Origin of the sequence: Nibribacter koreensis, from assembly GCF_039541795.1 — a bacterium.
Classification (GTDB): Bacteria; Bacteroidota; Bacteroidia; order Cytophagales; family Hymenobacteraceae; genus Nibribacter; species Nibribacter koreensis.
Window position 1 is genome coordinate 1,205,291 of sequence record NZ_BAABGX010000002.1, and the last position, 25,870, is coordinate 1,231,160.

Consider the following 25,870-nt stretch of genomic DNA (forward strand, 5'->3'; position numbering starts at 1 on the left):
TGGGCAGCAAGCATCTTCTGGCTTACTAAGTGGGCCAAGTTCTGGATTTTCTTTCTGGCCAATCTGCTTCTTATGATGACCTACACGGCTTGGGTGACGGTAGGCAGGCTCACGTTACCAGGAACAGACCCTTATGGTCTTAGAAAGCTGTTCTCGCTGGCCGTGTTAATGACCGGCCATACTCTGGCAGGCTTTATTTTTGCGTTACTGCAGCGGAGCCGTTTAAAAAATCACCAAAGGTTGATTGAGGGACTTAAGAAGAAAACCCATACACAATGAGGTTCACCAGCCTTGGCACCCTGCCCTATTTTGCAACTCACCTATATTATGATGTTAGAGAGAACTTTCCTTCTTTTCAGGCTCATAATCCAAGGGCAGCATCTCGGCTAGTTTCTCCCAGCCCCAGTAGCCTTCTACCAGGTAAGAATAAGGATTAAGCACCATGCCATTAGGCTCCAGGTAGGTGAAGGGTTCCAGCAGAGAGAGTATTGAGGTCTGAAAAGACGGCGTGCGCTTGGGAGCAAACGGCTGAGCGGCCAGAAATGCCAGTTCTTCCTTCTCACCGGTGTACACTACTTGCAAATGGTCTTGAAACTGCAGCTTGAGCAAATTACTGCCCTCCTCTCTCTGTACCATGTTCTCATAGGGCACCGGGTCTTTGTGCAAGACAGCTATTATTTTGCTTAGCCTGGACTGTTGATACCAATAGCTAAGACTATCCTGTGCCGCGCCATGGTTGGTACTACGCACCACTAAAGGACCTCCAATAAGCCGCCATCTTTTGAGCCCTGCTTGAATTTGATCCTCTGGCAGACGGTTAGGGTTGGGCAGACGTTGCAGGCGGCGCACACTGAAGCCCTCCTGCTCCAATGTCTTGCTGTGCAGGGCCCGCACAAAGTGCATGAGCGAGCCATGATACGCTTTAAGTCTGGCCTTTTGCCAGCGTTTCTGTTGTGCGGCGCTTTTTGAAACCATGGGCTCAAACCTGGGATAACCCGCATGAAAGATTTGGTTCTTCTTAAAGTCTGCGGTAAAGTCCTTGAGCAGAAAATGTAGCTTGTAGCCCAGTTCTTTGTTTTCAATGATGAGGGCTTCAGAGGCTTCGGCGGTGAGGACGTTGGTAGCCGGCGTATATTCAAAATACAGCGCTTCTGGGTTAAGGATGCGTGTCTGCGTGGCCAATGCGGATTGCCCTATAAAATGCTTTACAAACATGGCATAGTTCTCGCGCCAATGCGGGTCTTTGGTGATGACCACTTCTTGGAGCGCATTGGCCTTGGGCGTGAGTCCTACCTTTACCCTCAGTTCCTGACCCGGTTGCAACGTGAAGGCATAGGAGACCGTCTCATAGCCCAGAAAGGAAACGACCAGTTCATGCTTGCCCGCCGGCAAGGCGTTTAACTTAAAGGCCCCGTTCTCTGTAGCAGTTGTCCCGAAGGTAGTCTGCGCAATGAACACCGTGGCAAACCCTAAGGGCTGGTTAGTCTCTGTGTCAAAGGTAGTCCCTATGACGCTGCCCGGGCTTTGTGCCTGAACCTTACTGGCCAAGCCAAAAACCAGCATTGCTCCGCATAAAAGGCATAACAAGACAAGACGAGGAGAAGGAAACATGCGCCAATAGATTGTGTTCCCTAAGATAATTGACCATCTGCAACATCCTTCGTTTTTAACCTATTTTAACTAAAACAGGCCAAAAACGCCTTGTCTTTTGTATAACACTTTGGCCTGTGGTGGGCACTAATGACGTGTACAATTTTGCTCATCTCACAAGGCTCAAGCAGAAAACAAGCATAAACAAGAGAATGCGTTTTTGGCCTGATTTCCAGAAAACAGCCTAAAAACGAAGCGTAAACGTGGTACCTTTTCCCAACTCTGAACTCACTGACAAGGACCCTTTGTGCAGGCGCATGATTTGCTTGGACAAACTTAAGCCAATGCCAGAACCCGTGGGTTTGGTAGTGTAGAACGGCAGGAAAATCTGCTCTTGTGCCTCCTCAGAGATACCCATGCCGTTGTCTGAAACTTGTAGCACTGTGCGGCTGTCTGAGTCTTGGAAGGCTTCCAGTTGCAGCGTTTTGTTAGGTTGGTCTGCTAGGGCGTGGATGGCGTTGCGCACTAGGTTGATGAGTACTTGCTCCAGTAGCTCACGGTCCGCGAGCACGGTTAAGGAAGCCGGTCGGCAGTTGACAATGAACAGGATGTTCTCATGGGCCACCTCCTCCTGGAATAGCAACTGCAACTGCCTGAACATCTCCTCTACGCTGAACAAAGCCTTTTTAGGCGTGGGTACGCGGGCAAGGCTCCGGAAGTCGTTCACGAAGCGCACTAGGCCTTGGCTGCGTTTCTCAATGGTTTGCAGGGCCATGCCCATGTCTTCGGTTTCTTCGCGCTCCAGACAGATTTGGGTGCCGGGCTGGGCCTCCAGGTAATCCTGCACATCGGAGGCGACGCTCCCGGCCAAAGAGGCAATAGGCGTGACGGAGTTCATGATTTCATGCGTGAGCACGCGAATCAGGTTCTGCCAGGCCTCCATCTCCTTGTCCTCCAGTTCGCGCTGAATGTTCTGGATAGATACCAGCCTGAAGTCCTCGCCTCGCAAGACCAAATCCACAGCATACAGGGAGACCGGCACGCGCTCTTTGCCGTGCGGCAGTTTGAGCACCGCACTCTGTCCCGCGGGGAGCGTGAGCAGTTGCTCTGCCAGTTGGGGAGACACCGCGCGCAGATGCTCCACGTGCTCCAGCCGCGGCACCTGCAAGAGGCGCTTGGCGGCATTGTTCATGAGCTGCACCTCGCCGGATTTTTTGAACGTGAGAATCCCGATTCCAATGTGCTGCACCACCGTCTGGAAGTAGTGCGTGGTGGCTTCTTTCTCTGAGCGGATGTCCTTGAATTTCTTGATGACCTCGTTGTAGCTTTTGTAGAGTTCGTCAAACTTCTCGCCCTCGCCCCGGCTGGTGAAGACCTCTGTGAAGTCATCATATTTGATGGTGTTCAGGAATTTGACCAGGCGGTTGGTGGTGCGCTCCAGAAACACAATGAGCGCTACGGTCTGCGCGGCAATCAAGAGGCCCACAAACACCTGCGTACTCACCAGAGAGGCGTCAAAGCCAATCTTGAAGAACACAAACACGGTGGCCACCAGCAACAGCACGCGCGCCACTATTTGCAACCGGAAGTTCCTAAAGCCCATACTTCTCCAGTCTTCTATACAAAGAGGCGCGCGATAAGCCCAGTTCTTTGGCGGCTTTGGAGATGTTGCCGTCATACTTGCTCATGGCCTTGACCACGGTGGCTTTCTCTACCTCGTCCAGGTTGTGCGTCTGCGAGGCGGTGTCTGCTTGCAGAGCATGTTGCTGTACTCGCAGGAAGAAGAAGTCCTGCGGCTGCAGCACGTGGTTCTCTGAGATGATGGACGCCCGTTCCAGCACATGCTCCAGCTCACGTATGTTACCGGGCCAGTCATAGCGCCTGAGCCTGTCCAGCGCCGCCTCTGACAGGGATTTGGCCGGTTGCTTATATTTCTGGGCGTAGCGCTGCAGAAAATGGTCTACCAGCAAAGGCAGGTCCTCCAGGCGGTTGCGCAAAGGGGGCAGATGCAGTTCTATGGTGTTGATGCGGTACAATAAATCCTGCCTGAACTGCCCTTGCGCCACCATCTGCTGCAAGGGGATGTTGGTGGCGCAAATCAAGCGCACGTCAATGGGAATGGGCTGGCCGGTGCCCACGCGTATCACCTCGCGGCGCTGCAGGACGGTGAGCAGTTTGGCCTGCATGGCCAGGGACAGGTTGCCAATTTCGTCCAGAAACAGGGTACCGCCGTTAGCCATTTCAAAGCGGCCCACGCGGTCTTCCTTAGCGTCTGTAAACGCGCCTTTCTTGTGTCCGAATAATTCGCTTTCAAATAAAGTCTCTGTCACCGCGCCCATGTCTACCGTGATGAACACCTTGTCATGGCGGGCAGATTCTTGGTGCAGGGCGCGGGCGATGACTTCTTTCCCAGTGCCATTCTCACCCAGGAGCAGAACATCGGCATCAGTTTTGGCCACGCGGTGCATGAGGTGCAACAGCTGTTGCATGGCCGGGCTTTTGCCCGTCACCAGCTCCACGTTCTGGTTCAGTTGCGAGGCCAGCGCCGAGTTGGTTTTCTTGAGCGAGGAGATTTCTTTGTAGGAGCTTTTAAGTCTTGATGCCGCAGTGAGGGTGGCAATCAGTTTTTCGTTCTGCCAGGGCTTAAGCACAAAATCCGTGGCGCCTTCTTTGAGGGCGCGCACGGCCATCTCCACATCTCCAAAGGCGGTAATCATAATCACCACGGCGCTGGGGTCGCGGGCCAGAATCTCCTTGAGCCAGAAGAAGCCCTCGTTGCCGCTGGAAATGTCCTCGGTGAAGTTCATGTCCAGCAGAATCAGGTCATAGGTATCATGATTAAGCAGGAACGGAATCTTGCGCGGGTCTTTTTCAATGAGCACCTGCTGGGCGTGCCTTTTCAAAAGCATCTTGGCCGAGAACAGCACGTCCTCGTTGTCATCTATAATCAGGATTTTGCCTAAGGTTGGTTGCACGATGATTGGGCTTGAGTTTGTAGAACGCTACACCTAAACTGTGCCAGAAGATAGAAAATACCCTATATGCCTGCTGGCAAGGTGAATGTACAAAATAAGCCCGCAACGTGTGTTCGGCGCTGAACAAAAAAGTGTCCGCTGGTGAACAGTTTCTGTCCGGTGGTTTAGTGTGTTCGGTTATGCCAGATTTTCAACTGCCACCTTATCCCTTAATCGCAGCTTATCCATAAACATAGTAGACAGCCTTTTTAAAGTATAGTGAGCCAAGTATCCGAAGATCAACCCTGCAACTAACCCCAATCCAGCACCCATCATGATAGCAAACAGCGTTGTCCACCAATGAGCAATTGCGTTTATGATGCCTAAAGCAATTGCACAAATGACCACCCCACTTGCCCCGGAGAATAGAACAACAAACGTCTTGAAGCCTTTCGCCAAGGACTTATGATACAGGCCCACCATTACAGAAGTAGAAAGCACCCCAACCGTGATAAGCCCAAATACTATAAATAGGCTAATTACCGTCAGAACTATGCCAGCACCAATACAGGCCAAAACTATTCCTATGCCTAGCAACAAGAAGAACAGCAAACCCGGGGAGAAATCAGCATCAGTCTCATCGGAAGCAATTGCTTCCTCCGTATCTTCATCTTGGTAAATAGCCTTCCCTTGACTTTGTGCGCCCATGGCCTGTCCCTGAATCTGGGTACAGGTTAAAAGATTCATGAATAGGTACATGATAAAAATTGACAGCCGGGCTTTCATCATCTTGCTTCTAATAACGCTAAACTAAAGTAGCCCGTTTTTAGCCTCCTTTCCAAAAAAGAGGCTAAAAACGGGCTAGTGCCTTCATGTAGAAATTGCTTACCTATTTCTTCTGATTAGGCAGGGACTGCCAGAGCACGTTCATGACCCACCACTTGCCGTCTTCCTTCACCAGATGGATGTAGTCAATGCCCCAGACGGCGGTTACCTTGGCAGAGGCGGTTTTGTCACAGATGTCCAGAATTTGCACGGTCTGCACCGAAGTGGCATTGGCCTGCTTGCCGTCTTTGTTCCAGCGCTTGGCCAGACTAATCAAAGCCGGAAACGGCATCTCTAGCTGTTGTGAATAGATTTGGTTGGCCTGCGAAAAAGAGAAGCCCCGCTTCTGTAGCTTCGGGTGGACGCTACGGTAGGCGATGGTGGTGTCTGCCTTATAAAAGGCCTGAATGTAATCCATGCACGCCGCCTGCACGCCCGCTTTGTCTTGCTCTGTAGAAACGCACTGCGCCCAGCCCAGAACTGAAACCAGGCAAAGTGTAAGAGATAGGAATAGCTTTTTCATAAGGACAGGTTTTCTCTAAAGTAGCAGATTTGCAGAAAGGGTTGCACGCTCACTTTGAAATCCAGGCGAAGGCTGGGAGCCACATATCTGTTTTTGGCCTATTTCCTGGAAAAGAGGCCGAAAACGAAGGCATGCCTTCCGAAGTCCGCTCTTGCGTTTCTACTTGCTTTGCGCTGCGGAATTGGCGTATTGGTAGGGCTTCCCGATGAGTTGCACCTCAAACTCGGTGCGCACGCCTTTTAGGCTGAGCATGGCGCTGTCAAGAGAGTATGGCGGGTTCTTGAGCAGACTGTAGGCCCGCTGTGAAATCACGAAGCTGTTGTTCACTTCCTTGGTGGCGGCTTGCAAACGGGCGGCAATGTTCACGGGGTAGCCCATCACAGTGAGGTTGTTGTTCAGCCCTATGCCCACGTTCCCATAGATGACCTTGCCCACGTGCACGCCAATGCCCACCTCAAAGTTGTGGTTGAAGTAGGGGCGCATATAGGTGTTGTTGAAGATTTTGACGTCTTCCAGAATCTTGAGGCCCGCCAACACCGCAGACTCGGTGGCTTTTCTGATTTTAGTTTCCATCCCGAAGACCGCGTACAAACCGTCGCCGGCGGTGTCAATGATTCTGCCGTCATACTGTTCAATGGCGTTGCGCGTAAGGCTGAACATACGGCGCATGATGTGGATGACGTCAAACGGCAAATGAGCTTCTATGAAGGGCGTGAAATTGCGGATGTCAATAAAGAATAAGGCCATCTTGCGGCGCTCGCCGGTGACTTCGGTGATGTTTTCTTGCTCTCCGTTGAGGAAGATGAAGCGGTCTGCATCGTCTTTGATGAGACGTTGCACCTGCACGTCTGGCCCTATGACCTGCGCCTGACACGCCAAGCGCACGTTGCCGGGGAAATGGCGGACTGCCCTAATGGTTTTCTCGGCATGGGTTTCTGGAGTGAGGTGTTCTTGGCCGGTCAGCACCCGCACCCTACAGGTGGTGCACTTCCCTTTCCCGCCGCAGGCATGGTAGTGCGGAATGCCTGCCTTTAGGGACGCATCTAATAAAGTCTGCCCTTCGGCCACCAGCACCAACTGCTCTCCTTTGAAATCAACGTGACAGGCCATACCAGACGGGTTAAGGTTACAACCTTGTTTTACGGCTTTACTAGATATTGGTACTCGGGGTGCTTTTTGAGATAAGCCGCCATGTACGGGCACAACGGCACCAGCTTGAGGTTCTCTTTGGCGATGTAGTCTAACACGTGCTTGGTCATGGCGCCAGCAATGCCCCGGCCTTCCAGCTCTTTGGGCACAATGGTGTGCAGAACGGTCATCACGCCGGGTTTTAATTTATACTCAATATGCGCGGTATGGCCCTCCACTTCGGTTTCAAACCGATGGGTAGCCTCATTGTTGGTGATGGTCAAGTCCATGAGAATTAGCTGACTGTAGCCGGTGACAGAATTTCTTTGGCTAGGTTAATCTCTTCTTGCAGAATGGTGTGCGGACGGCCTTTGTAGATTTTCTGGGTCACCTTCGCGCCCATCTTCTCCATCATGGCCACCGTCTCCTCCACCCGGCTTACGGGCACGTGCGGGTCTGGGTCTCCGGTGGTAATCAAGACCGGCGTGCCGGCGAAGTCTTCCTGGTAGTTACTTGTCTCCAGTTGCTGGCCAATCAATCCGCCGGTAAACAAAAGCAACCCGCCGTAGCGCTTGGCATGACGGGTGGCGTATTCTGAGGAAAGACAGGCGCCTTGGGAGAAGCCAAGCAGGTAGATGTTCTCGCTCTTCACGCCTTGAGCAAGCAGACTGTTCACCAAGTCATCTAGTTGCTCCAAGGCAGAGTCTAAAGCCGGCTGGTTCTGGTCAGCGGGGGCCATGAAACTGTAGGGATACCAGCTGTGCTGAGCGGCCTGCGGGGCGAACAAAGCGAACCCCTCTACCGGCAGATGGTTGGCCAGTTCCAGAATGCTTTGGGCCGTAGCGCCCCGGCCATGGACCATGACCAACACTTTGCTGTCTGGGGTCAAAGGCTGGCCGGCAGTGATGACGTTCTTCTGATGCGTGTACATAGCAGTGTGATGTAATAGATGTTAAAGCTAATCTTTCAAGGTGACAAATATGGAATGCCGGACGTGGGGCAACAGGTTCCTGGTCTTGTGGCCTTTGCCAGTGGTGTCTTCCATGAGCAGAATCTCGCCGGCTTTGAATTGCCTTTTCTCGCCCAGGGAGGTTTCTATCTCAATCTCGCCGTTCAAAAGAATGATGTACTGCCGGGCCGGCGCGGTATGGAAATCATAATCATAGCCCGGCACCACTTTCCTGAAACTGATGGTCTCTACCTGCTCGGGCTCGGACAGGAAGCCAATGTCACCCGCGTGGCGCAAGGGCTTGGACACCTCGGCAAACCGACTGTCTCCGTTTTGGTCTGCGTACACGCGGGTGATTTTAAAGTCTTCCATCTTAGTCTAATTTAGGCAACACGGCCTCAATTTTTGCCCGGCTGGCTTCGTACTGCGGAGGCAACAGCAGGCTGGAACCTAGTTTATCCCACTCCTCGTCAATGCCAAAACCCGGGTTGTCAGTGGCTATCTCAAACAACACCCCGCCCGGCTCTCTGAAGTAAAGCGAATAGAAGTAGTTGCGGTCAATCTTCTCAGTGATGTTATGCCCGGCGCTGGCTACCTTCTTTCTAAATTCCATCAAGGTGGCCTCGTCCTTCACCCGGAACGCGATGTGGTGGTTGGTCCCAGCCCCGCCGATGCCTCTGGCTTCATTGGGCAGTTCTACCAAGTCAATGATGGCGGCGTGCTCCACGGCGTCCGTAATGTAACGGTAGCGGTTACCGCTTTTCTCCTGCAAGGTGTAACCGAAGATGTCCGTCAAAATAGCGGCGGTCGCTTTGATGTCCTTCAAGGTCAGGGTCACGCTGTGGAAGCCTCTGGTGGCCACGTCGGCGCTCACTTCATCTGTAACCCAGGGGGTGCGGTTGTCCTGGTTTTTAGGGATAACCAGTTCCAGCTTGAGGCCGTCTGGGTCCAGGAACGTCAAATACTTCTCCCCGAACTTCTCCGAAGGCTTGTTGTAAATGACGTTGTGGTCCTCGAAGCGCTTCATCCAGAAGTCAAAGCTTCCCTCGGGCACCGAGTAGCCGATGTTGGTGGCCATGCCGATGCCGGCGCTTCCACGGCGGGAACCCTCATACGGGAAGAACGTGAGAATGGTGCCTGCGCTTCCTTTTTCATCACCGTAGTACAAGTGGTACGTACCGGGGTCATCAAAATTGACGGTCTTTTTGAGCAGGCGCAAGCCTAGAATTTTGGTGTAGAAATCAAGGTTGTTTTTGGCCTTGTCGGCGATGGCCGTGATGTGGTGCAGGCCTAATATTCTGTTTTCCATAGTAGTAAATGCTTAAAGCATATTTACATTACTGTTTTGCAGGCGAAAAAGGCCAGAGTAAGGTTCTGAGGAAGCGTTTTTTGAGAAGCGTAGCAGGGCTACGGGCCGATAAAAATGCGAACTCAGGTTCTTGCTATGGAATTTTGTAGCGCAAAAGAGTAATGTAAACATGCTGTTAATGGTTGATAGGTGTTTCTATGAGCAGAAACCTGCTCTCTTGGGTGAAGGCAAACTCCAGTTGCGCGGTGTCCCAGATGCCCAGGGCCTCGCGGTTGGTGAGTGGCTCACCGTTCACCTCCAGCGTTCCGCTGATGTTAAAGATGAACACCGCTTTGTTCACCGGGTTGAAGGCATAGCTAGCCGTTTGACCGGCCTCAAAGTAGCCCAGCGACAGCTTCGCGTTTTGGTTAATCCAGCAGTGGCCGGCGCCTTCCTCCTGGCTCACGATGGTGACCAGTTGGTTTTCGCGCTCTGCCTCCGGGAAGTGCCGGCGCTGGTAGCGGGGTGTGATGTTCTGCAGTTTGGGCTCAATCCAGATTTGCAGGAAATTGACCTGGTCTGCGCCCACGTTGTGCTCCTCATGGCGCATGCCACTACCGGCGCTCATAATCTGCACCCAGTCCTTATGCACCGTCTCTTTGTAACCCAGTGAGTCAATGTGGCTCATGGACCCGGCCAGCATCACAGAGATAATCTCCATGTTGGCGTGCGGGTGCAGCCCGAAGCCGTTTCCTGGCTGGACAAAGTCATCATTGAACGCCCGCAACAAGCCAAACCCAGCCCTTACCGGATTCTGGTAGCCAGAGAAGCTGAACACAAAATTGCTCTTCAGCCAGCCCAGGTCTTTAACGCCTCTATCAGAGGGGTTGAATCTTTCTACTTGCATACGGTTGCTGTTTGGATGGTTGTACGGACGCAGGTTTGGTCTGATGTTCAGGCTTTTCCGTTTTTGGCCTGTTTTCTCTGAAACAGGCCAAAAACGAAGCCCGCTTGGTCTTAGGCCTGCTTCACCAATTGGATTTCAGCTTGCAGTTTAATCTCATCGCTCACTACTACGCTACCGGCCTCTGTGACGGCGTTCCAAGTCAGACCGAACTCCTTGCGGCTGATTTTGCCAGTCACGGTAAAGCCGGCTTTGGTCTGGCCGTACGGGTCCACCACAATACCACCAAACTCTACGTTCACGGTCACGGGCTTGGTGATGCCTTTGATGGTCAGGTCGCCGTGCAACAGGTAATCATCGTCGCTCACGCGCTCGTAGGTAGTGCCTTCAAATTTGATTTGGCCGTGGGTTTCGGCGTCAAAGAAATCAGCGGACTTCAAGTGCGTGTCACGTTGCTCGTTGTTGGTGCTGATGGAGTTCACGTCTGCTGTGAAGGTCACTTTGCTGGCGCTGGTGAAGGTTTCATCTGCGGTCTCGGCCTCCACGTTAAAGGTTTGGAAATAACCGGTCACGGTGGTAATCATGAGGTGTTTCACTTTGAACTGAACCTCTGAGTGCATTGGGTCTACTGCCCATTTTGTAGTTGCCATAGTCGTGTGTTTTTATGTAGTTTTAAAAATCTCTTGTTGCTTTCGTCCTTCGAAATAATAAACAAATGTATGTACATTTATTGTATATACAAATATTAGCTTTTAAAAGTTTCAAAAGATTTCATTTTGGCTTTCAATTAGGGAGCACCTTGCTTAAACTGACCTCTCACATTAGCCATAAACACAACCCAACAACAACTATATCTTTTGTCATCCTGAAAGGACCTTGTGGGCGAACTAGACAGGCTGCTGCTATGAAACAACCAGAATTCTCTTGAAGGATAGATTCTATCTTCTCTCTTAGCAACTGATGTTACAACTTGCCCACAAGGTCCTTTCAGTATGACAATGGAGAGAAAATGACAAAAGAGGAATGATGACACAAAACGGAGGTGACATTAGAGTGAAAGTGATTGGAGAGGAAAGGTGACAGAAAAGTCAATGGGTAGTGCCTATTACCTTTTCAATTGAGTAGCTTATCTCAATAGACAAGACCCAAAAAGACCTCCCTCCGTTTTTGGCCTACTTCTCAGAAAACAAGCCGAAAACGGTTTTCTTAGCTGTTCAATTGACCGGTGATGTGTTCAGGCGTGAACGTGAGAGTGTCCGCTGGCGCACACCCTAACAAAATGCACCTGCGTTTTCCGTTGAATTTCAGTGGTTTACAAAAATGGCACAGCTATTGGATAAAAGAGAGTGACCCCTATTAGTCAACCCAAGTACCATGGACCGCATCATTGAGAAAAAACGCTGGACACCCAAGAAAATAGCCTTGCTCACCTTGGCCGTGGGCGTGATAGCTTTCTTGACCTACTACCTGGCCATCGCCGACAACAGCTCCAAGCTGAACGTGGAGAGCCAGAAGATTACCATGGCCACCGTGAGCCAAGGCTCCTTTCAGGAGTTTATTCCCATTGACGGCACCGTGCACCCCATCAAAACCATTGTGATACCAGCGGTAGAGGGCGGCACCGTAGAGGAGAAATACCTGGAGGGCGGCAAGCCCGTGAACCAAGGCGACCCCATCCTGAAGCTCAACAACAACCGCCTGGTCCTGGACTTCATGAACCAGGAGACACTCATGAACGACCTCATCAACAACCTGCAGAACTCCAAGCTGAGCTTACAGCAGAACAAGTTCAACCTACGCAGAAGATTGGCCACGCTGGCCGCGCAGGTAGACGCCGCCAAGGACCTGTACCAACGCAACATCTCTTTGTATGAGGCCAAGGCCGTGTCTCAGCAGGAGTTCTTCAACTACAAGAGAGACTACGAGCGCCTCAAAGCCGAGTACCAGATTGAACAGGAAAGCCAGAAGTTTGAGGAGAACAATGCCCGCCAGCAGATAGCGCAATTGGAGACCACCATCTCGCGCACTAGCCGCAACCTGCGCATGATGGAGGACAACCTCAAGAACCTGTACATCAAAGCGCCTATCTCGGGGCAATTGTCTTCCATTCAGGTGGAATTGGGAACGCCGGTGCAGGCGGGGCAAATCATCGGGCAGATAGACGACCTGAGCGGTTTCAAGGTGAAGGCAGAACTGGACCAGCACTACGTAAGCCGCGTGTTTGCCGGCCAGCGCGGGGAGTTCACCTACAACGGCCAGAGCTACCCATTGGAGATTTCTCTGGTGTACTCAGAAGTGACCAACGGCAAGTTCCCCGTGGACATGAAGTTCATAGGTAAGGTGCCCGAAGGCATCCGAAGAGGCCAGACCTTACAGATACGGCTACAGCTTTCTGACCCGGCGCCAGCGGTGCTGTTGTCACGGGGCGGCTTCTACCAAAGCACCGGCGGGGCCTGGGTGTACGTGCTGGATGAGTCGGGTAAGTTTGCCACCAAGCGGGACATCAGGTTAGGGCGCCAGAACCCAGAATACTACGAGGTCTTGGATGGCCTGAAGCCCGGCGAGCAAGTGGTTATTTCCTCTTATGACGCATACAACAATACAGATAGACTGGAGCTGAAGTAGGTTCGTTTTTGGCCTGTTTTGGTCAAAACAGGCCAAAAACGAACCTACTTCAGCTCCCAATTAAAAATTAGAAATTAAGAATTAGAAATTGTTCACGCATTTCGTCCCCCTTTGAAGGGGGTAAGGGATGACAAGGCAGTATCAAACTTGAAAAGACTTTCATTTGAAGCGGTTTAAAAAAAAGTAAAACGAATTTCTTAGCAAGAGTAATCATCCCCTACCCCCTTCAAAGGGGGACGAAAAAGAGAAAATATATCGTGCTACTTGATGCACGATACGCACTACCGAATAACAATTAGCAATCAACAATTAGCAATAGATAAAAGCTATGTTAAGAACTGTAAACCTTCAGAAAAAATACACCACGGATGAGGTAGAGACCACGGCGCTGGTCAACGTAAACTTGCACGTACGCAAAGGCGAGTTTGTGGCCATCATGGGGCCATCGGGTTGCGGCAAATCTACGTTGTTGAACATCATTGGCCTCTTGGATAATCCCAGCAGTGGCGAGTTCTACTTTCTGGACCAGGAAATCTCCAAGTGCAATGAGCGCCAGCGGGCCAACCTGCGCAAAAAGCACATCGGGTTTGTGTTCCAGAGCTTCAATTTGATTGACGAATTAACGGTGTATGAAAACGTAGAACTGCCCTTGATCTACCTCAAGATTGGCAACGCCGAGCGCAAGCAGCGCGTGGAGCAGGCCCTGGAGCAGATGCAGATTGCCCACCGCCGGAACCACTTCCCGCAACAGCTGTCGGGTGGTCAGCAGCAGCGGGTGGCTATTGCCCGCGCCGTCATTTCCAAACCAGAACTACTATTAGCGGATGAGCCGACGGGTAACCTGGACTCGGCGCACGGCCAGGAAGTGATGCAACTCTTGAGCGGCTTGAACGAGCAGGGCACTACCATTGTGATGGTGACCCACTCCCCCTCAGACGCAGATTATGCCCACCGCATCGTGAACCTGTTTGACGGACAGATCATCTCTGAGAACGTGAAGGAACTGGCTATTCTTTAAACCCTACCAGACATGTTAAAAAACTACTTTTTAGTGGCGGTGCGCACGTTGCGCCGGCACCTTGGGTATACTATGCTCAACGTGGTTGGGCTGGCGCTGGGCATTACCTGTAGTCTGCTCATCTTTTTGGTGGTGCGCCATGAGCTGAGCTTCAACGCCAACCACAGCAAAGCAGACCGCATCTACCGCATCAACGTGGACAAGATGGACCAGACCGGCCCAACTCACTCCTCAGGAACGCCTTCGCCCATGCTGGCTACGTTCAAGACCACTTTGCCGGAGTTTACGCCCGCCACGCACATCTACCGCGAGGAAGGTGGTACGTTCGCCATTGAGCCCACCACGGCCCAAGGTGCCGTGAAACGGTTTAGAGAAGAAGAGCCTCTTTTGTTTGTAGAGCCCGCCTTTTTTGAGTTGTTTGACATTGAGACAGACGGGGTAAATGCCAAAGAAGCCATCAAGGACTTGAACACGGTGTTGCTGACCAAAAGCATCGCAGAGAAGTTCTTTCCGGAGCAGAACGCGGTGGGCAAGACCCTGCGCATGAACAACCTCATCACGCTCAAGGTGACGGGCGTCATCCCAGATGCGCCCACCACCACAGACTTGCCTTACAGCATGCTGGTGGACTATGAGTCGTCTAAGAAGATTAACACCTTCATGAACGACTCCTGGAACAGTACCAGCAGTAACCAGCAAATCTACTTTGCCGCCCCAGAAGGCGCCTCTTTAAAACAAGCCGAAGACCGGTTAAACGAGGTGGCCGCCAAGTACCGGGCCCGCGCTCCGGGAGAAAAAGAACGTTTTGTGTTTCAGCCGCTGTCTGAGCTTCATTTTGACGAGCGCTACAGTACTTTCTCTGATCGTACCGTAAGCAAGACCATCCTCTGGGGCCTGGCCTTGATTGGCATGTTCCTGGTGCTGGTAGCGTCTATCAATTTCGTGAACCTGGCCACGGCCCAGGCCTTGCGCAGAGCCAAGGAAGTGGGCATGCGCAAAGTGCTGGGCGCCAGCAAAACCCAGCTAATGACCCAGTTTTTAGGCGAAACGGGCTTGATAACCTTACTGGCCGTCTTGTTGTCTGTGGTGCTGGCAGAACTGCTTCTCCCCTACCTGAACCAACTGCTGGAAGTAGAGATAAAGCTCTATGTGCTTCAGCGCCCAGACGTGCTGCTGTTCTTGGTTATACTACTGGTGACGGTGACGTTCTTTGCCGGTTTCTACCCTGCCTTGGTGCTGTCTGGCTTCCAGCCTATCTCGGCGCTTAAAAGCAAGGTGGCTACGGCGCGCACGGCAGGCCTTTCTTTGCGACAAGTATTAGTGGTATTGCAGTTCACCATTTGCCAGGCCTTGATCATCTGCACCATCATAGTGCACAACCAGATGGAGTACTTCAGGACCGCGGAGCTGGGTTTTGACAAAGAAGCCATTGTGACCATGCCTATGCCCGCGGGCCGGGCCAGTGAGTTGATGGCCCTGCGCTCAGAGTTAGAGGCGCACCCAGCCATTAAATCTACTTCGTTTGCCCTCACGCCGCCGTCTTACAACATGGACATGAAAATGTCACTGCGCTATGATGACTTCTCCATTGTGCGCAATTTTGACGTGAACGTGAAGGTGGCAGATGAGCATTACCTTAAGACATTTAACATTCCGCTCATTGCCGGGCGCATGTATGAGAAAGGTGACACGCTCCGTGACTTTGTGGTGAACGAGACCTTCCTGAAACGCGTAGGCGAAACCAATCCGCAGAACGCCCTGGGCAAGAAGATCCAGATCAATGGAGGCCAGACCGTGGGCACCATTGTAGGCGTGATTAAAGACTTCCACCTAACCTCACTAAGAGAGGAGATTGAACCGGTCTTGATGGGCACGTTCACGCGGTTTTACTTCTTCGCCAACGCCAAGATTGAGGCCAAAAACAGCAAAGCGGCATTAGCCCACTTACAGAAAGTATGGTCTACGGCTTACCCAGATGACGTCTTTGACTATGAGTTTCTGGATGACACCGTAGCCAGGTTTTATGAAGAAGAGGCGCGCCAGTCTTACCTGTTCAAGGTCTTTTCTGTGATTGCCATCTTGATTGGATGCCTGGGCTTGTATGGCCTGGTGTCTTTTATGGTGACGCAGCGCACCAAAGAAGTGGGTGTGCGCAAAGTGCTGGGCGCGTCTTCTGCCAGCATTGTAGGGCTGTTCTCCAAGGACTTTACCAAGCTGGTGCTGGTGGCCTTTGTGATTGCCGCACCAGTTTCTTACTACTTCATGGAGAAATGGCTGCAGGACTTTACCTACCGTATTGACATCTCTTACTGGGTCTTCTTAGCGGCCGGTGCCCTTACCTTATTAATTGCCTTGGCTACGGTGAGCGTGCAGGCCTTGCGGGCCGCCCTCTCTAATCCGGTGCATGCGTTAAAGACAGAGTAACTGGTTTTCTTGCCTCCCTATAAACTCCCTTTCAGAGCACCTGAAAGGGAGTTTTGCGTTTAAGGCAATCTACGTCAATAATCAAATCGTAAACATTGGCATTTACCCCCTTTTTTCTCTTTAAACTTCTTACTTTTACGCTAACTCTTATAGGGTCGTTTTTGGCCTGATTCCTGAAAAAGAGCCTAAAAACGAATTGCTCCATCAGCATTTATATTCATCTCTATGAACAAAGAAACCGCTACCTATTTAAAAGGTAAGAAAAAGCAACTGTTGGAAGCCTGGATGGGCAGCCAGATCAAAGACGCCGCCTTAAGAGATGACCTCATGAGCGTGTCTGAGCTACAACAACAATCAGACGAGTTGCTTACCTCCCTTTTGAAGGCATTTACTAGTACACAGGCAGACAACGTAGACTCTGAAGGGTATGAAAACACCCAGGACTTAATCAATGAGATTTCTATCTCCAGAGCGCGTCAGGGCTTTTCGCCGCGTGAAACCACCGCGTACATCTTAAGCTTGAAGGAGATATTGAGCAACGCCTTGGTAGAGCAGTTCTCCTCTAACCCAACGGTACTGTACCAAGAGATCATCTCTATGAACAAAATCATGGACAGCCTGAGCATTGTGTCCATGGAAACCTACATCAAGGGCCGCGAAGAAGTAATCATGCGCCAGACCAATGAGATGAGCGAAATCTCTACGCCGGTGATTCGTGTGTGGGAAGGCATCCTGGCTTTGCCTATCATTGGTACCCTGGACAGCGCCCGCACCCAGGTGGTGATGGAAGCCTTGCTGGAGGAGATTGTTGCCACAGGCAGCCGCATTGCCATTCTGGATATTTCTGGCGTACCCACGGTAGACTCCCTGGTGGCCCAGCATTTGATTAAGACCGTAAGCGCGGCCCGCTTAATGGGTGCCGAGTGTATCATTAGTGGCATTAGAGCAGAGATTGCCCAGACCATTGTGCACCTGGGCATTGACTTGACCAACATCTACACCAAAGCCTCTTTGGCCAGCGCCTTGAAAATGTCCTTCTCCATGTTGAACATACAGGTGACGCGCGGTGCCCAAGGCACGCAGATAGGCAACAAAGGTTTCGGGTTTTAACAGTACGCCTTTATGGAGAGAATTCCTATTTTAAAGATGGGCCCCTTTCTGCTGGTCACTATTCAAGTAGACCTGTATGATAGGCTGGCCCTCACACTGGAGAACGACCTCATCAACATGGTGAGCAAGACAGAAGCCAAAGGTGTATTGATTGACATTTCGGCAGTGAGTATTGTGGACTCTTTCATGGGCCGCATACTGGGCAACATTGCGTCTATGTCTAAGATCATGGACGCCGCCACGGTGGTGGTGGGCATGCAGCCGGCGGTTGCCATTACGCTGGTAGAACTGGGGCTTACGCTTTCTGGCGTACACACCGCCCTGGACGTAGAGCAGGGCATGGAACTGTTAAGAACCAAAATAGGCCAGCAGGATGCAGATGAAGAGGGCCTCTATGATAGTTTTATCTAAGGAGAAGATCCCAATCCAGAAAGAACAGGATGTGATTCTGTTCAGGAACCGCATCAAAGAAGTAGCCACCAAGATTGGCATGAGCCTGGTCAACCAAACCAAACTCATGACGGCTGCCAGTGAGCTGGTGCGTAACATGCTGCGCTACGGTGGCGGCGGCATTACGCACCTAGAGGTAGTGAGTCGTAACAGTATACCTGGTGTTAAGTTGTCCTTCATTGATGAGGGACCCGGCATCCAGGACATAACCTTAGCCATGAAAGATGGTTACTCTACTGGCAAGAGCTTAGGCTTGGGGTTACCAGGCGCCAAACGTCTGGTCAATGAATTTGACATTAAGAGCGAACCCGGCAAAGGCACCACTGTCACCATAATTCGGTGGAAAAATGGACTTTAATTTTAGCGCACATCAACACTTCCCGCTGTCAGACAGAAGCTTTCTAAACATTGTCAGGAGAGATATTGGCAAGGTGGCAGAAACTGCTGGTTTCACTGAGGTGGAGATTGGCCGGGTAAACCTAGTGGTCACTGAGATGGCTACCAACTTACTAAAGCACGCCGGGGCAAAGGGCGGCGAGCTCTTGGTCAAACCCATGCAGGAAGAGGACGGTCAAACCAGCGGCCTGGAAATCATCTGCCTGGACAACGGCCCAGGCATGTCTGACCCTCAGCGCATGATGGAAGACGGCGTCTCTACCTATGGCAGCATGGGGCAAGGCTTGGGTGCCATTAAGCGGCAGTCAGACTTTTTTGACATTTACTCTAAACGAGAACTGGGCACCGTTCTGTTATCACGCATTTACCGCAAAGGCAAAGCCCCCAAATCAGCGGCCAGGGCTGCGCACAGATTTCAGATGGGCGTAGTGATGGTTCCCAAACCGGGTGAGAAAGTGAGCGGCGACGGTTACTGCCTGCGTCTTTCACAGGAGGGTGCCTACGTACTAATCTTAGACGGATTGGGCCACGGAGAAAATGCGCATGAGGCGTCTAACCAAGGCATTAAGGTGTTTCTGCAACAGCCCAAAGAATCGCCGTCTACCATGCTGCGGGAGATTCATGCCCAAATAAAGAAGACGCGCGGGGCGGTGGGCGCCATTGCGCATTGGAACGCAGAGTCGGGCCAGTTGTTTTTTTGCGGTGTGGGCAATATAAGCGGGCGCTTGTTTCAGCCGGGCGTCACCAAGAACCTGCTTTCTTACAACGGTACGCTGGGCATGGCGGTCCCCAACACCATCCATGACCACCAGCACAACTGGAGCGGCCAGACCATGCTGGTGCTCCACTCAGACGGACTAAAAACCCGCTGGGATTTCACCAAATATCCAGAACTTACCCGGCATGACCCAACCATGGTGGCGGCCGTGTTGTATAAAGACAATACCCGCACTTTAGATGACACGCTGGTGATAGTAGTCAGGGCTACGGCATAACACACGCATGAACCAATCCATCATCACCATTAAACTGCAGAATGAACTGGACGTAGTGCTGGCGTACAATCGCGCCATGCAGTTGTCACAGTTTACGGGTTTGCCGGTGGCAGGCCAGACCAAGTTTGCCACCGCAGTGTCAGAGATCTGCCGCAACGTGCTGGAGCACGTGGGCGAGGGCAACATTAGGTTTAGCGTGCTGGAAAGCCGGGGCATTTTGTACCTGGAGGCATATGTGACGGACCGAGGCCGGGGCATACCCAACCTCTCAGAGATTCTGGACCGGCGCTTTATGCCCACGGGCAGCAAAGGGCATGGCATTCACAGTTCACGCAAACTGGTGGACGTCTTTCAGATTGAGAGTGATTTTGAGAAAGGCACCCGCGTACGCCTGCAAAAACAGATACCAGCCAACCATCCGCCCATCAACCCGGCTATCTTGAAAGGTTGGTCAGACTATTTTAACCTGGAGCCTGAGATCTCTCCGTACGCAGAGATCAAGCGCCAGAACATGCAGCTCATTGAGGTGATGGAGCAGCTGCGCGTACGCACCATTGAGGCCGAGTACCAGTTGCAGCAGATTCAGCACCTGAACGATGAACTGCAGACCTCTAACCATGAGATCAACGCCCTCTTACAGGAACGGGAACGGAACAACCTGCAGCTGCAACGCGTGAACAAGACCCTGGATGAGTTTGCCCACACCATCACCCATGACTTAAAGGCGCCGCTGCAAAACCTGATTGGCCTGACAGAGGCCATGTCAGATTTCCTGGCCGAAGAATCTAAGGACGAGGCAGAGGCCATCCTGCCCATGGTGCAACTGCAGATCACGCGCATGGACCACCTCATACGGGACGTACTGGAGTACTCCCTGACGGGCATGCAGCAGATACCCGTTAAACAAATCAACGTCCGTGAACTGGTAGACAGCGTTTTGGACGGCTTGGTAGTGCCGGCAGGTTTCAAGGTAAAAGTAGCCGAAGACCTGCCAGTAGTGGAGGCCGAGGAGATTTACCTTCGCCAGATCTTTGGCAACCTGGTAAGCAACGCCATTAAGTACCATGACAAAGAAACTGGCAATCTTACCATCACTGCCAAAGAGCAACCCTCTTGCTGGGAGTTTGTAGTGGCAGATGACGGCCCCGGCATTTTGCAAGAAGACCAGGAGAAGGTCTTTAACATGTTTGAGACCACCAGTGACGTGAACCACCCGGGCAGCACCGGTATTGGCCTGGCCATTGTCAAGAAGATAGTGCAGGAGAAGGAAGGCAGCGTATGGGTAGAGTCCCAGGGCCGTGGCACTGCCATGCATTTTACCTGGCCTCTGAGCAAAGAAGCCTAGTTGCTTACTTATGTCCCTTAAAACGAGAAAGCCGCAGAGGGTATCTGCGGCTTTCTCGTTTTAACAACTACCTTGGTTAGCGGTTGTAGTATTGAGACATGATGTCTTTGATGTCGTTTTCTGTAAGGGCTTTGGAGAAGTGCTTTTTCACGTGCTCATAATGCTTAAGGCGCTCCAGGTCATAGAAGCTAGCCGAAGACGTGAGCATTAAGATGATCATGCCCTTGCGGCGCTCCTGCTTGTGGTACTCGTCCAGAAACTTAAAGCCGTCCATCACGGGCATCTTAAGGTCCAGGAAGATCATGTCTGGATACGGATTCTTAGATCCCTCTTCTTCTGCTTCGCGCAGGTACTCTAGCGCCTCAACGCCATTCTTCTTCACCAGAATCTCCTTGGCAACCCCTAATTTTACTAGCAGACGCTTGTTCACAAAGTTGGTAGTGTCATCGTCGTCCACCAACATGACTAAATCCAACGGCTCGTATTGACTATTCATAGCAAATTTGTGTCTAGGGAAAATGAATGCCCACGTGTTATAGTGCAAATATAAGAAACTTATATGGGCTTTCTAAGTGCCCGCGCTTCTTGATAAAAAGATGCGTGACCGTTGCATTGTCTTGCAGGCTGGACCGCGTCTTTCTCATGCCTGCTCTTCTGGATTGATGATGATCCGCCATTTTTGGCTTACTTTCCAGAAAACAGGCCAAAAACGGATTCCATCATGTGACACGCCAGCGCGCATGAGCGTGGTGGCTGAATATAGCTACTTTAACATAGAACGGGCCATTTGCGTATGTACACAAAGGAACGGCCATGCACGCTGGTGGCAACAGGCCGTTTATGCTCCTACCTTAACCGCATAACGCCATGGCCATAAATTTACAGCAGATAAGCGCCCGTCTCAATTTTTACATGCGCATTAAAGAACTGGACGTGTACCAGTTAAGCGTGATGACGCAAACGCCGCCGGCCATGGTAGGCTGCATTGTGCAGGGTGAAGAATACTGCATGGATGATCTGCTGGCGTTTCTTAAACAGTTGCCAGACCTTAACTCGCGGTGGGTCATCTATGGCGAGGGAAATGTGTTTAAAGGCGAAGGCGATGCCCACCCAGAAGCGCACCTCAAGAAGGACCGCACCGCTTACCTTTCAGAGATGCAGAACCTACTGCACCAATTGGAAGAAATTGAGAAACACCAACAAGAGCAGACCCACCTGGACCAGCTCAGAAACCGCATCAGAGAGCTCACCAAACATATTTAGTTTTCACCTGTTTTCCTTAAAACGGGCCAAAAACGGTTGCCCTTACTCTTGCACGGGCGTGGTGGTGCGCAGACGGCTCTTGTCTTGACCGGTTAGGTCTTGGTAAAGCTGGAAACCAAAAAGACCCAATGCCAGTACAATAAACCCAAGCATGGCATACTGCCGGGGCGTTTTAACGGTGCGCTGCTCACCAGGAATTCTTTTCTCTGAGAGCATGACCGCAACGGCAAGACTGCCCCATGCGGCGGCGGCCAGGTAATCTTGGGTGAAGGCGAACTGCCCCGTTACCACCAGTAACAAGGCAACCGCAAGGATCCGTCCTATTTTAGTATTCATTTTAGTTTTGAAGGCGCGTTTGCCGGTCTTGTACCAGTATGTAGAACACCGGGCAGGCGTGAGTGTGCAAGTAAGGAAAAAATAGCCTACCGCGTAGGGGTGGCGCTATGGAATTTCCGTCTAACTAATACGGAGGACCTTTTTATGAAACACCGAAAACTTAAATTACCAATAGAGTTGCAGTACTGCAACCGGAATAAGTGGGGTTTTGTGGCAGGAGACAATCCGCCGTTGGTGTTGCAACAGACGTTGCCGCCGGTAGCCCCGCTAGCCGAGATCTATAATTTCTGCGGCTACACGTTTTCTGAGAACTAATGAAAGGGCCCAGCGGCAATAGCTGCTGGGCCCTTTACTTTTACAGATTCCTTTTCACACAGCATCTACGTCTATAAATGCTCTTACGCAGGAAGACCCTGCCTCCTTGTTCAAGATTGGCCAGAGGAACCTGTATCATAGAAAAGCCCCATCTGCCGTACACGTTACGCGCAAGGCAGATGGGGCTTTTAAAATTTTACGCTCTTAGTTAGAAGCTTGCATGTTCACACTGGTGCCGGCGTCGCCTTTCTGCACTTTTAGGCTAAGGTACTTTTGCTGGTTGCTGCCTCTGGAGATGACGGTATACTCGCCTTTCTTATAGATGGTCTGCTTTACGTCAGAGGCCATCAGTTTTTCTTGGCGGGTGAGTTTAAGAGCGGCGGCTTTTATGCTCTTCTGGATGTTGGCAATAAGCCCCGGCCTGAAGACGCTGTACTCCACGGCCTGCTGCCCGGCGGCATCCACTTCTAGGTACACAATAGCGGCTAGTCCTTCACCTTTGTCTGCGGCGTTAAAGCAGTAGCGTTTTACGTCACCGCTGCCGCAGTTGCCGTCATAAACCCAACCCTTTTTCTCTAGCGTGCCCTTGACCTCTTCCAGAGGCTTTGACTGCAGGTTTACCAAGTCTGTCACGGTTAGCGTTTGCGCGGTGGCCGCCTGTCCTATCAATAAGGTTAACACTAGAGTAGCCAACACTTTTACTACGTATTTGTACAAAGTTTTCATATAACTCAAATTAAAGTAGGTTCTAGGGGCTTATACGGCTAAAACCTAAGTAAGATTATAACTGGCGCACCCAAAACGCCTACACTGGTTGTCTATAGGCAGGTTACGTCTAGAACCTATTCTTGCCAACTGAACATTACCTGAACGACTCAATAAGCCCCATTTTACCACAATCATATATATAGAAATTCAACTACATTCAATTAATACAATTTCATTCTTTTATTATTACCGTAACACTCCCCCCTGCTTCTTAGTATAAAGACCATGTGAAGCATCTTGGAAATTTGATGTCACACAGAAGCATGATGGAGAGATTAAGAAGGATACGCTTAGAATTATTTAATTTAAAGACGAAGGCTAGAAAAATCTTCTCTAGGGCTTATGAAGATTTGACTATGCTTATCTATTACCATGACCTTAAGAAGAAGTTTCAATTACTGATAGTGGCCAGCAACAATCTTTTACTGGCAGACAGAGAGATTTCTAGAGAAGAGGCGTTTAGAATCATGAATACCAGAGCCAACTAAAAGCAGCTGTGTACCCTTTCATAGGGCTGTATATAGATCCGGTGCAAACCACATTTACCCCCAACAGGACTGGCATTAAGCCAGTCCTTCTTTTTTGCCTATTATTTTCTACCTGCACACTATCACCTCAGCGCAAACGTTTCCCTTCAAAAGCGCATATAGCTTTAACAGTATATAGAAGATTCCATTATTCAATTTATATACCTTAAACCCAATAGTAACATCTTATGAAAAAATTAACCCTTCTTATTACATTCTGCAGTCTAACTATACTGAGTTACGCTCAAGACTTTGGAAGAACCTTGGTTTCTGGTTCATTCTCTTATAGCTCAGGCGAGAGTGAAGCTGACCCAAGTAGTGAAGGTCATTCTTTTGGGCTTTCACCTAAAGTAGGCTGGTTTGTCAATCCCCGATTAGCAGTGGGTGCCCAGATGGGATATACCAATTCAAAATCAAAACTCACCTATTCTTTTGAGCCCTATGAAATGGAATCTAAGTTTAACAGTTTCTCTACAGGTCCTTTTGTTAGGGCATACCAACCGGTAGGAGAGCAATTTTCATTCTTCGCTGAAGCCTCTGCCTCTTATTCACAAGGAAAAGGCACCTCTTTTTCTAGCTCTAGAAACGAAGAGTACACGAGCAAAACAAAGGGAGGAAATGTAAGCTTATCACCTGGGATTGTCTTTTTCCCTAGCAACCAGATTGGTTTGGAGCTCGTGTTTGGGAGGCTAGGATATTCAAAATCAAAAGCAGAGTATGAAGGATCAGATGTCACTAATAAATACAGCGAATTTTCTGCCAACTTCGGACTAAGCAATACCTCTGTTGGCATTTCCTTCTACCTGGGCCGTGGTGCAAGTGAGCAACAATAGTAATTAAAATCACCCAGAAAAGAAGCCAGCGCTAAACCGCTGGCTTCTTTTCTTACCATCACCTTGAGCGCATCACTTTCATCCTGCTTGCCGTACGCCTGCCTATGACGCACTTGCACCGCCCTCTGTCCAGAAGCATCTGGCTTTTTCTGCTCACGCTACTTTCCTGCGCTACTGCAGACAACAACCAACCGACCAAGCACTCTTTTGCCCCAGCCAATGCCCAGACGCCATTAACCACGCTGGCTTTGGGCTCCTGCAGCTCTACAGAAAGGGAACAGCCCCTCTGGAAGGAGATTCTCAAGAACAACCCACAGCTCTGGATCTGGCTAGGCGACAACATCTACGGCGACACGGATGACATGCGCGTGCTCCAAGCCAAATACAACAAACAAAAGCAGCAGCCAGACTACCAAACGCTCTCCCAGCAGCTACCCGTCATTGGCGTTTGGGACGACCATGATTACGGTAGAAACAACGCCGGCAAAGAATATGCCTTTAAAGCCCAGAGCGCCCGCCTGTTCTGGGACTTTTTAGATGAGCCCGCTACCAGTCCCAACAGAAAGCACAAAGGCGTTTACAGCTCGCATACCTACGGCCCAGTTGGCAAGCAAGTGAAGGTTTTGCTTTTAGACGGGCGTTATAACAGAGACTCTTTAATAGGCAGAGAACCTGCGTACCATGAAAACCCAAAAGGAGATGTATTAGGCGAGGCGCAATGGCGCTGGCTGGAACGCGAGCTACGCAACAGCAAGGCACAGTTTCATTTGATTGGCACCGGCCTGCAGATTATTCCCAATGACCATGGCTATGAGCGCTGGGGCAACTTCCCCAAAGCCCGCACCCGGCTCTTCAACCTTATTGCCAAAACCAAGGCCGCCAATGTGATCTTGCTCTCTGGTGACCGGCACTTTGCTGAACTATCCCGTATGTCCTGGCCAGGAATCCCTTATCCCATCTATGAATTCACCTCCAGCGGACTTACGCATTACTGGATGGGCGGCATGGTCAATGAGTTCAACCGGTACCGCGTGGGCCAGATGCAGGACCGGCTCAACTTTGGCATCATGCGCTTCCATTGGGACAGTACGCCCATGGTGGTGGACTTTGAGATACGCGGTAGGAGTAATGAATTGCACCAGCTGGTCAAGGTGGAATATGCCAAGACAACCAACTTGCCCAAAGGAACCAATGCCAACTCTAAAAATTAAAGGCTTACCAGCCGAACCCAGCCCAATAATCTATGTTCTGGAATACCCCAAGCGTATGATATATTAGGAATAATTTCCCTGAAAAGAGTTACG

The 25,870-nt window shown here is 50.9% G+C and carries 28 protein-coding genes; 13 read left to right on the plus strand and 15 right to left on the minus strand.

The genetic code is table 11. From position 1 onward, the window contains the following. Nucleotides 1–333 precede the first annotated feature (333 nt). The 12 genes from ABD880_RS12435 to ABD880_RS12490 all read right to left on the minus strand — a co-directional run bounded on the left by ABD880_RS12435 (nucleotide 334) and on the right by ABD880_RS12490 (nucleotide 10,811). Nucleotides 334–1,548, minus strand: a complete 1,215-nt coding sequence (locus ABD880_RS12435) for a carboxypeptidase-like regulatory domain-containing protein (RefSeq protein ID WP_345166548.1) — start codon at nucleotides 1,546–1,548, stop codon at nucleotides 334–336. 286 nt (nucleotides 1,549–1,834) lie between these two features. Next, nucleotides 1,835–3,193, minus strand: a complete 1,359-nt coding sequence (locus tag ABD880_RS12440; protein ID WP_345166551.1) for a sensor histidine kinase — start codon at nucleotides 3,191–3,193, stop codon at nucleotides 1,835–1,837. Next, nucleotides 3,183–4,568, minus strand: coding sequence for a sigma-54-dependent transcriptional regulator (locus ABD880_RS12445; RefSeq protein WP_345168069.1), 1,386 nt, complete (start codon nucleotides 4,566–4,568; stop codon nucleotides 3,183–3,185). Before ABD880_RS12445 ends, ABD880_RS12440 begins: the two co-directional genes overlap by 11 nt. A 174-nt stretch (nucleotides 4,569–4,742) precedes the next feature. Next, nucleotides 4,743–5,333 (minus strand): hypothetical protein, encoded by a 591-nt coding sequence (locus ABD880_RS12450; protein ID WP_345166554.1) that lies wholly within the window; start codon nucleotides 5,331–5,333, stop codon nucleotides 4,743–4,745. A gap of 100 nt (nucleotides 5,334–5,433) precedes the next feature. Continuing rightward, nucleotides 5,434–5,892 (minus strand): nuclear transport factor 2 family protein, encoded by a 459-nt coding sequence (locus ABD880_RS12455; RefSeq protein WP_345166556.1) that lies wholly within the window; start codon nucleotides 5,890–5,892, stop codon nucleotides 5,434–5,436. A gap of 159 nt (nucleotides 5,893–6,051) precedes the next feature. Then, entirely contained in the window at nucleotides 6,052–7,002 is a 951-nt protein-coding gene (locus ABD880_RS12460; protein WP_345166559.1) for an adenylate/guanylate cyclase domain-containing protein, read from the minus strand. A gap of 29 nt (nucleotides 7,003–7,031) precedes the next feature. After that, nucleotides 7,032–7,310, minus strand: coding sequence for a GNAT family N-acetyltransferase (locus tag ABD880_RS12465; RefSeq protein WP_345166562.1), 279 nt, complete (start codon nucleotides 7,308–7,310; stop codon nucleotides 7,032–7,034). Between the two features lie 5 nt (nucleotides 7,311–7,315). Next, nucleotides 7,316–7,951 carry an alpha/beta hydrolase gene (locus ABD880_RS12470; protein WP_345166564.1) on the minus strand — a complete coding sequence of 212 codons (636 nt, stop codon included), beginning with the start codon at nucleotides 7,949–7,951 and terminating at the stop codon, nucleotides 7,316–7,318. A gap of 27 nt (nucleotides 7,952–7,978) precedes the next feature. After that, the gene (locus tag ABD880_RS12475) at nucleotides 7,979–8,341 is read right to left on the minus strand and encodes a cupin domain-containing protein (protein ID WP_345166566.1); all 363 of its coding nucleotides are present in this window, start codon (nucleotides 8,339–8,341) and stop codon (nucleotides 7,979–7,981) included. Nucleotide 8,342: 1 nt separating this feature from the next. After that, nucleotides 8,343–9,278, minus strand: a complete 936-nt coding sequence (locus ABD880_RS12480) for a ring-cleaving dioxygenase (protein WP_345166568.1) — start codon at nucleotides 9,276–9,278, stop codon at nucleotides 8,343–8,345. Nucleotides 9,279–9,453: 175 nt separating this feature from the next. Next, nucleotides 9,454–10,164 carry a pirin family protein gene (locus ABD880_RS12485; protein ID WP_345166570.1) on the minus strand — a complete coding sequence of 237 codons (711 nt, stop codon included), beginning with the start codon at nucleotides 10,162–10,164 and terminating at the stop codon, nucleotides 9,454–9,456. A 110-nt stretch (nucleotides 10,165–10,274) separates the two neighbouring features. Further along, nucleotides 10,275–10,811 (minus strand): YceI family protein, encoded by a 537-nt coding sequence (locus ABD880_RS12490; protein WP_345166573.1) that lies wholly within the window; start codon nucleotides 10,809–10,811, stop codon nucleotides 10,275–10,277. Nucleotides 10,812–11,535: 724 nt separating this feature from the next. Between ABD880_RS12490 and ABD880_RS12495 the strand changes: the two genes are divergently transcribed. The 8 genes from ABD880_RS12495 to ABD880_RS12530 all read left to right on the plus strand — a co-directional run bounded on the left by ABD880_RS12495 (nucleotide 11,536) and on the right by ABD880_RS12530 (nucleotide 20,524). After that, a complete protein-coding gene (locus ABD880_RS12495; RefSeq protein WP_345166576.1) occupies nucleotides 11,536–12,786 on the plus strand; it encodes an efflux RND transporter periplasmic adaptor subunit in 1,251 nt (416 codons plus the stop codon). Between the two features lie 328 nt (nucleotides 12,787–13,114). Continuing rightward, nucleotides 13,115–13,804: an ABC transporter ATP-binding protein gene (locus ABD880_RS12500; protein WP_345166579.1), complete on the plus strand. Its 690-nt coding sequence runs from the start codon at nucleotides 13,115–13,117 to the stop codon at nucleotides 13,802–13,804. A 12-nt stretch (nucleotides 13,805–13,816) separates the two neighbouring features. Continuing rightward, a complete protein-coding gene (locus ABD880_RS12505; RefSeq protein WP_345166581.1) occupies nucleotides 13,817–16,228 on the plus strand; it encodes an ABC transporter permease in 2,412 nt (803 codons plus the stop codon). 225 nt (nucleotides 16,229–16,453) lie between these two features. Then, nucleotides 16,454–17,338: an STAS domain-containing protein gene (locus ABD880_RS12510; RefSeq protein ID WP_345166583.1), complete on the plus strand. Its 885-nt coding sequence runs from the start codon at nucleotides 16,454–16,456 to the stop codon at nucleotides 17,336–17,338. 12 nt (nucleotides 17,339–17,350) lie between these two features. After that, complete coding sequence (locus ABD880_RS12515) at nucleotides 17,351–17,749, plus strand: STAS domain-containing protein (RefSeq protein WP_345166585.1); 399 nt, start codon at nucleotides 17,351–17,353, stop codon at nucleotides 17,747–17,749. Continuing rightward, complete coding sequence (locus ABD880_RS12520) at nucleotides 17,733–18,146, plus strand: anti-sigma regulatory factor (RefSeq protein ID WP_345166588.1); 414 nt, start codon at nucleotides 17,733–17,735, stop codon at nucleotides 18,144–18,146. The genes ABD880_RS12515 and ABD880_RS12520 overlap by 17 nt, the downstream gene beginning before the upstream one ends. After that, on the plus strand, nucleotides 18,136–19,179 hold the full coding sequence (locus tag ABD880_RS12525; protein WP_345166591.1) for an ATP-binding SpoIIE family protein phosphatase: 1,044 nt from the start codon (nucleotides 18,136–18,138) through the stop codon (nucleotides 19,177–19,179). Before ABD880_RS12520 ends, ABD880_RS12525 begins: the two co-directional genes overlap by 11 nt. 7 nt (nucleotides 19,180–19,186) lie before the next feature. Next, entirely contained in the window at nucleotides 19,187–20,524 is a 1,338-nt protein-coding gene (locus ABD880_RS12530; protein WP_345166594.1) for an ATP-binding protein, read from the plus strand. A 76-nt stretch (nucleotides 20,525–20,600) separates the two neighbouring features. Here ABD880_RS12530 and ABD880_RS12535 read toward each other — a convergent pair whose 3' ends face one another. Then, a complete protein-coding gene (locus ABD880_RS12535) occupies nucleotides 20,601–21,020 on the minus strand; it encodes a response regulator (RefSeq protein ID WP_345166596.1) in 420 nt (139 codons plus the stop codon). Between the two features lie 371 nt (nucleotides 21,021–21,391). On the opposite strand from ABD880_RS12535, the gene ABD880_RS12540 reads away from it, so the two are divergent. Next, nucleotides 21,392–21,787, plus strand: coding sequence for a hypothetical protein (locus ABD880_RS12540; RefSeq protein ID WP_345166599.1), 396 nt, complete (start codon nucleotides 21,392–21,394; stop codon nucleotides 21,785–21,787). A 42-nt stretch (nucleotides 21,788–21,829) separates the two neighbouring features. Here ABD880_RS12540 and ABD880_RS12545 read toward each other — a convergent pair whose 3' ends face one another. Next, entirely contained in the window at nucleotides 21,830–22,123 is a 294-nt protein-coding gene (locus tag ABD880_RS12545; RefSeq protein ID WP_345166601.1) for a hypothetical protein, read from the minus strand. Nucleotides 22,124–22,267: 144 nt separating this feature from the next. On the opposite strand from ABD880_RS12545, the gene ABD880_RS12550 reads away from it, so the two are divergent. Further along, the gene (locus ABD880_RS12550; RefSeq protein ID WP_345166603.1) at nucleotides 22,268–22,438 is read left to right on the plus strand and encodes a hypothetical protein; all 171 of its coding nucleotides are present in this window, start codon (nucleotides 22,268–22,270) and stop codon (nucleotides 22,436–22,438) included. Nucleotides 22,439–22,642: 204 nt separating this feature from the next. Here the strand turns inward: ABD880_RS12550 and ABD880_RS12555 are convergent, their stop codons facing one another. Then, complete coding sequence (locus tag ABD880_RS12555; protein WP_345166606.1) at nucleotides 22,643–23,164, minus strand: hypothetical protein; 522 nt, start codon at nucleotides 23,162–23,164, stop codon at nucleotides 22,643–22,645. A 305-nt stretch (nucleotides 23,165–23,469) separates the two neighbouring features. Between ABD880_RS12555 and ABD880_RS12560 the strand changes: the two genes are divergently transcribed. From ABD880_RS12560 to ABD880_RS12570, 3 genes are all read left to right on the plus strand, one after another. Further along, complete coding sequence (locus ABD880_RS12560; protein ID WP_345166608.1) at nucleotides 23,470–23,694, plus strand: hypothetical protein; 225 nt, start codon at nucleotides 23,470–23,472, stop codon at nucleotides 23,692–23,694. Nucleotides 23,695–23,921: 227 nt separating this feature from the next. Continuing rightward, entirely contained in the window at nucleotides 23,922–24,566 is a 645-nt protein-coding gene (locus ABD880_RS12565; RefSeq protein ID WP_345166610.1) for an outer membrane beta-barrel protein, read from the plus strand. Nucleotides 24,567–24,670: 104 nt separating this feature from the next. Further along, nucleotides 24,671–25,777, plus strand: coding sequence for an alkaline phosphatase D family protein (locus ABD880_RS12570; RefSeq protein WP_345166613.1), 1,107 nt, complete (start codon nucleotides 24,671–24,673; stop codon nucleotides 25,775–25,777). Nucleotides 25,778–25,870: the final 93 nt, after the last annotated feature.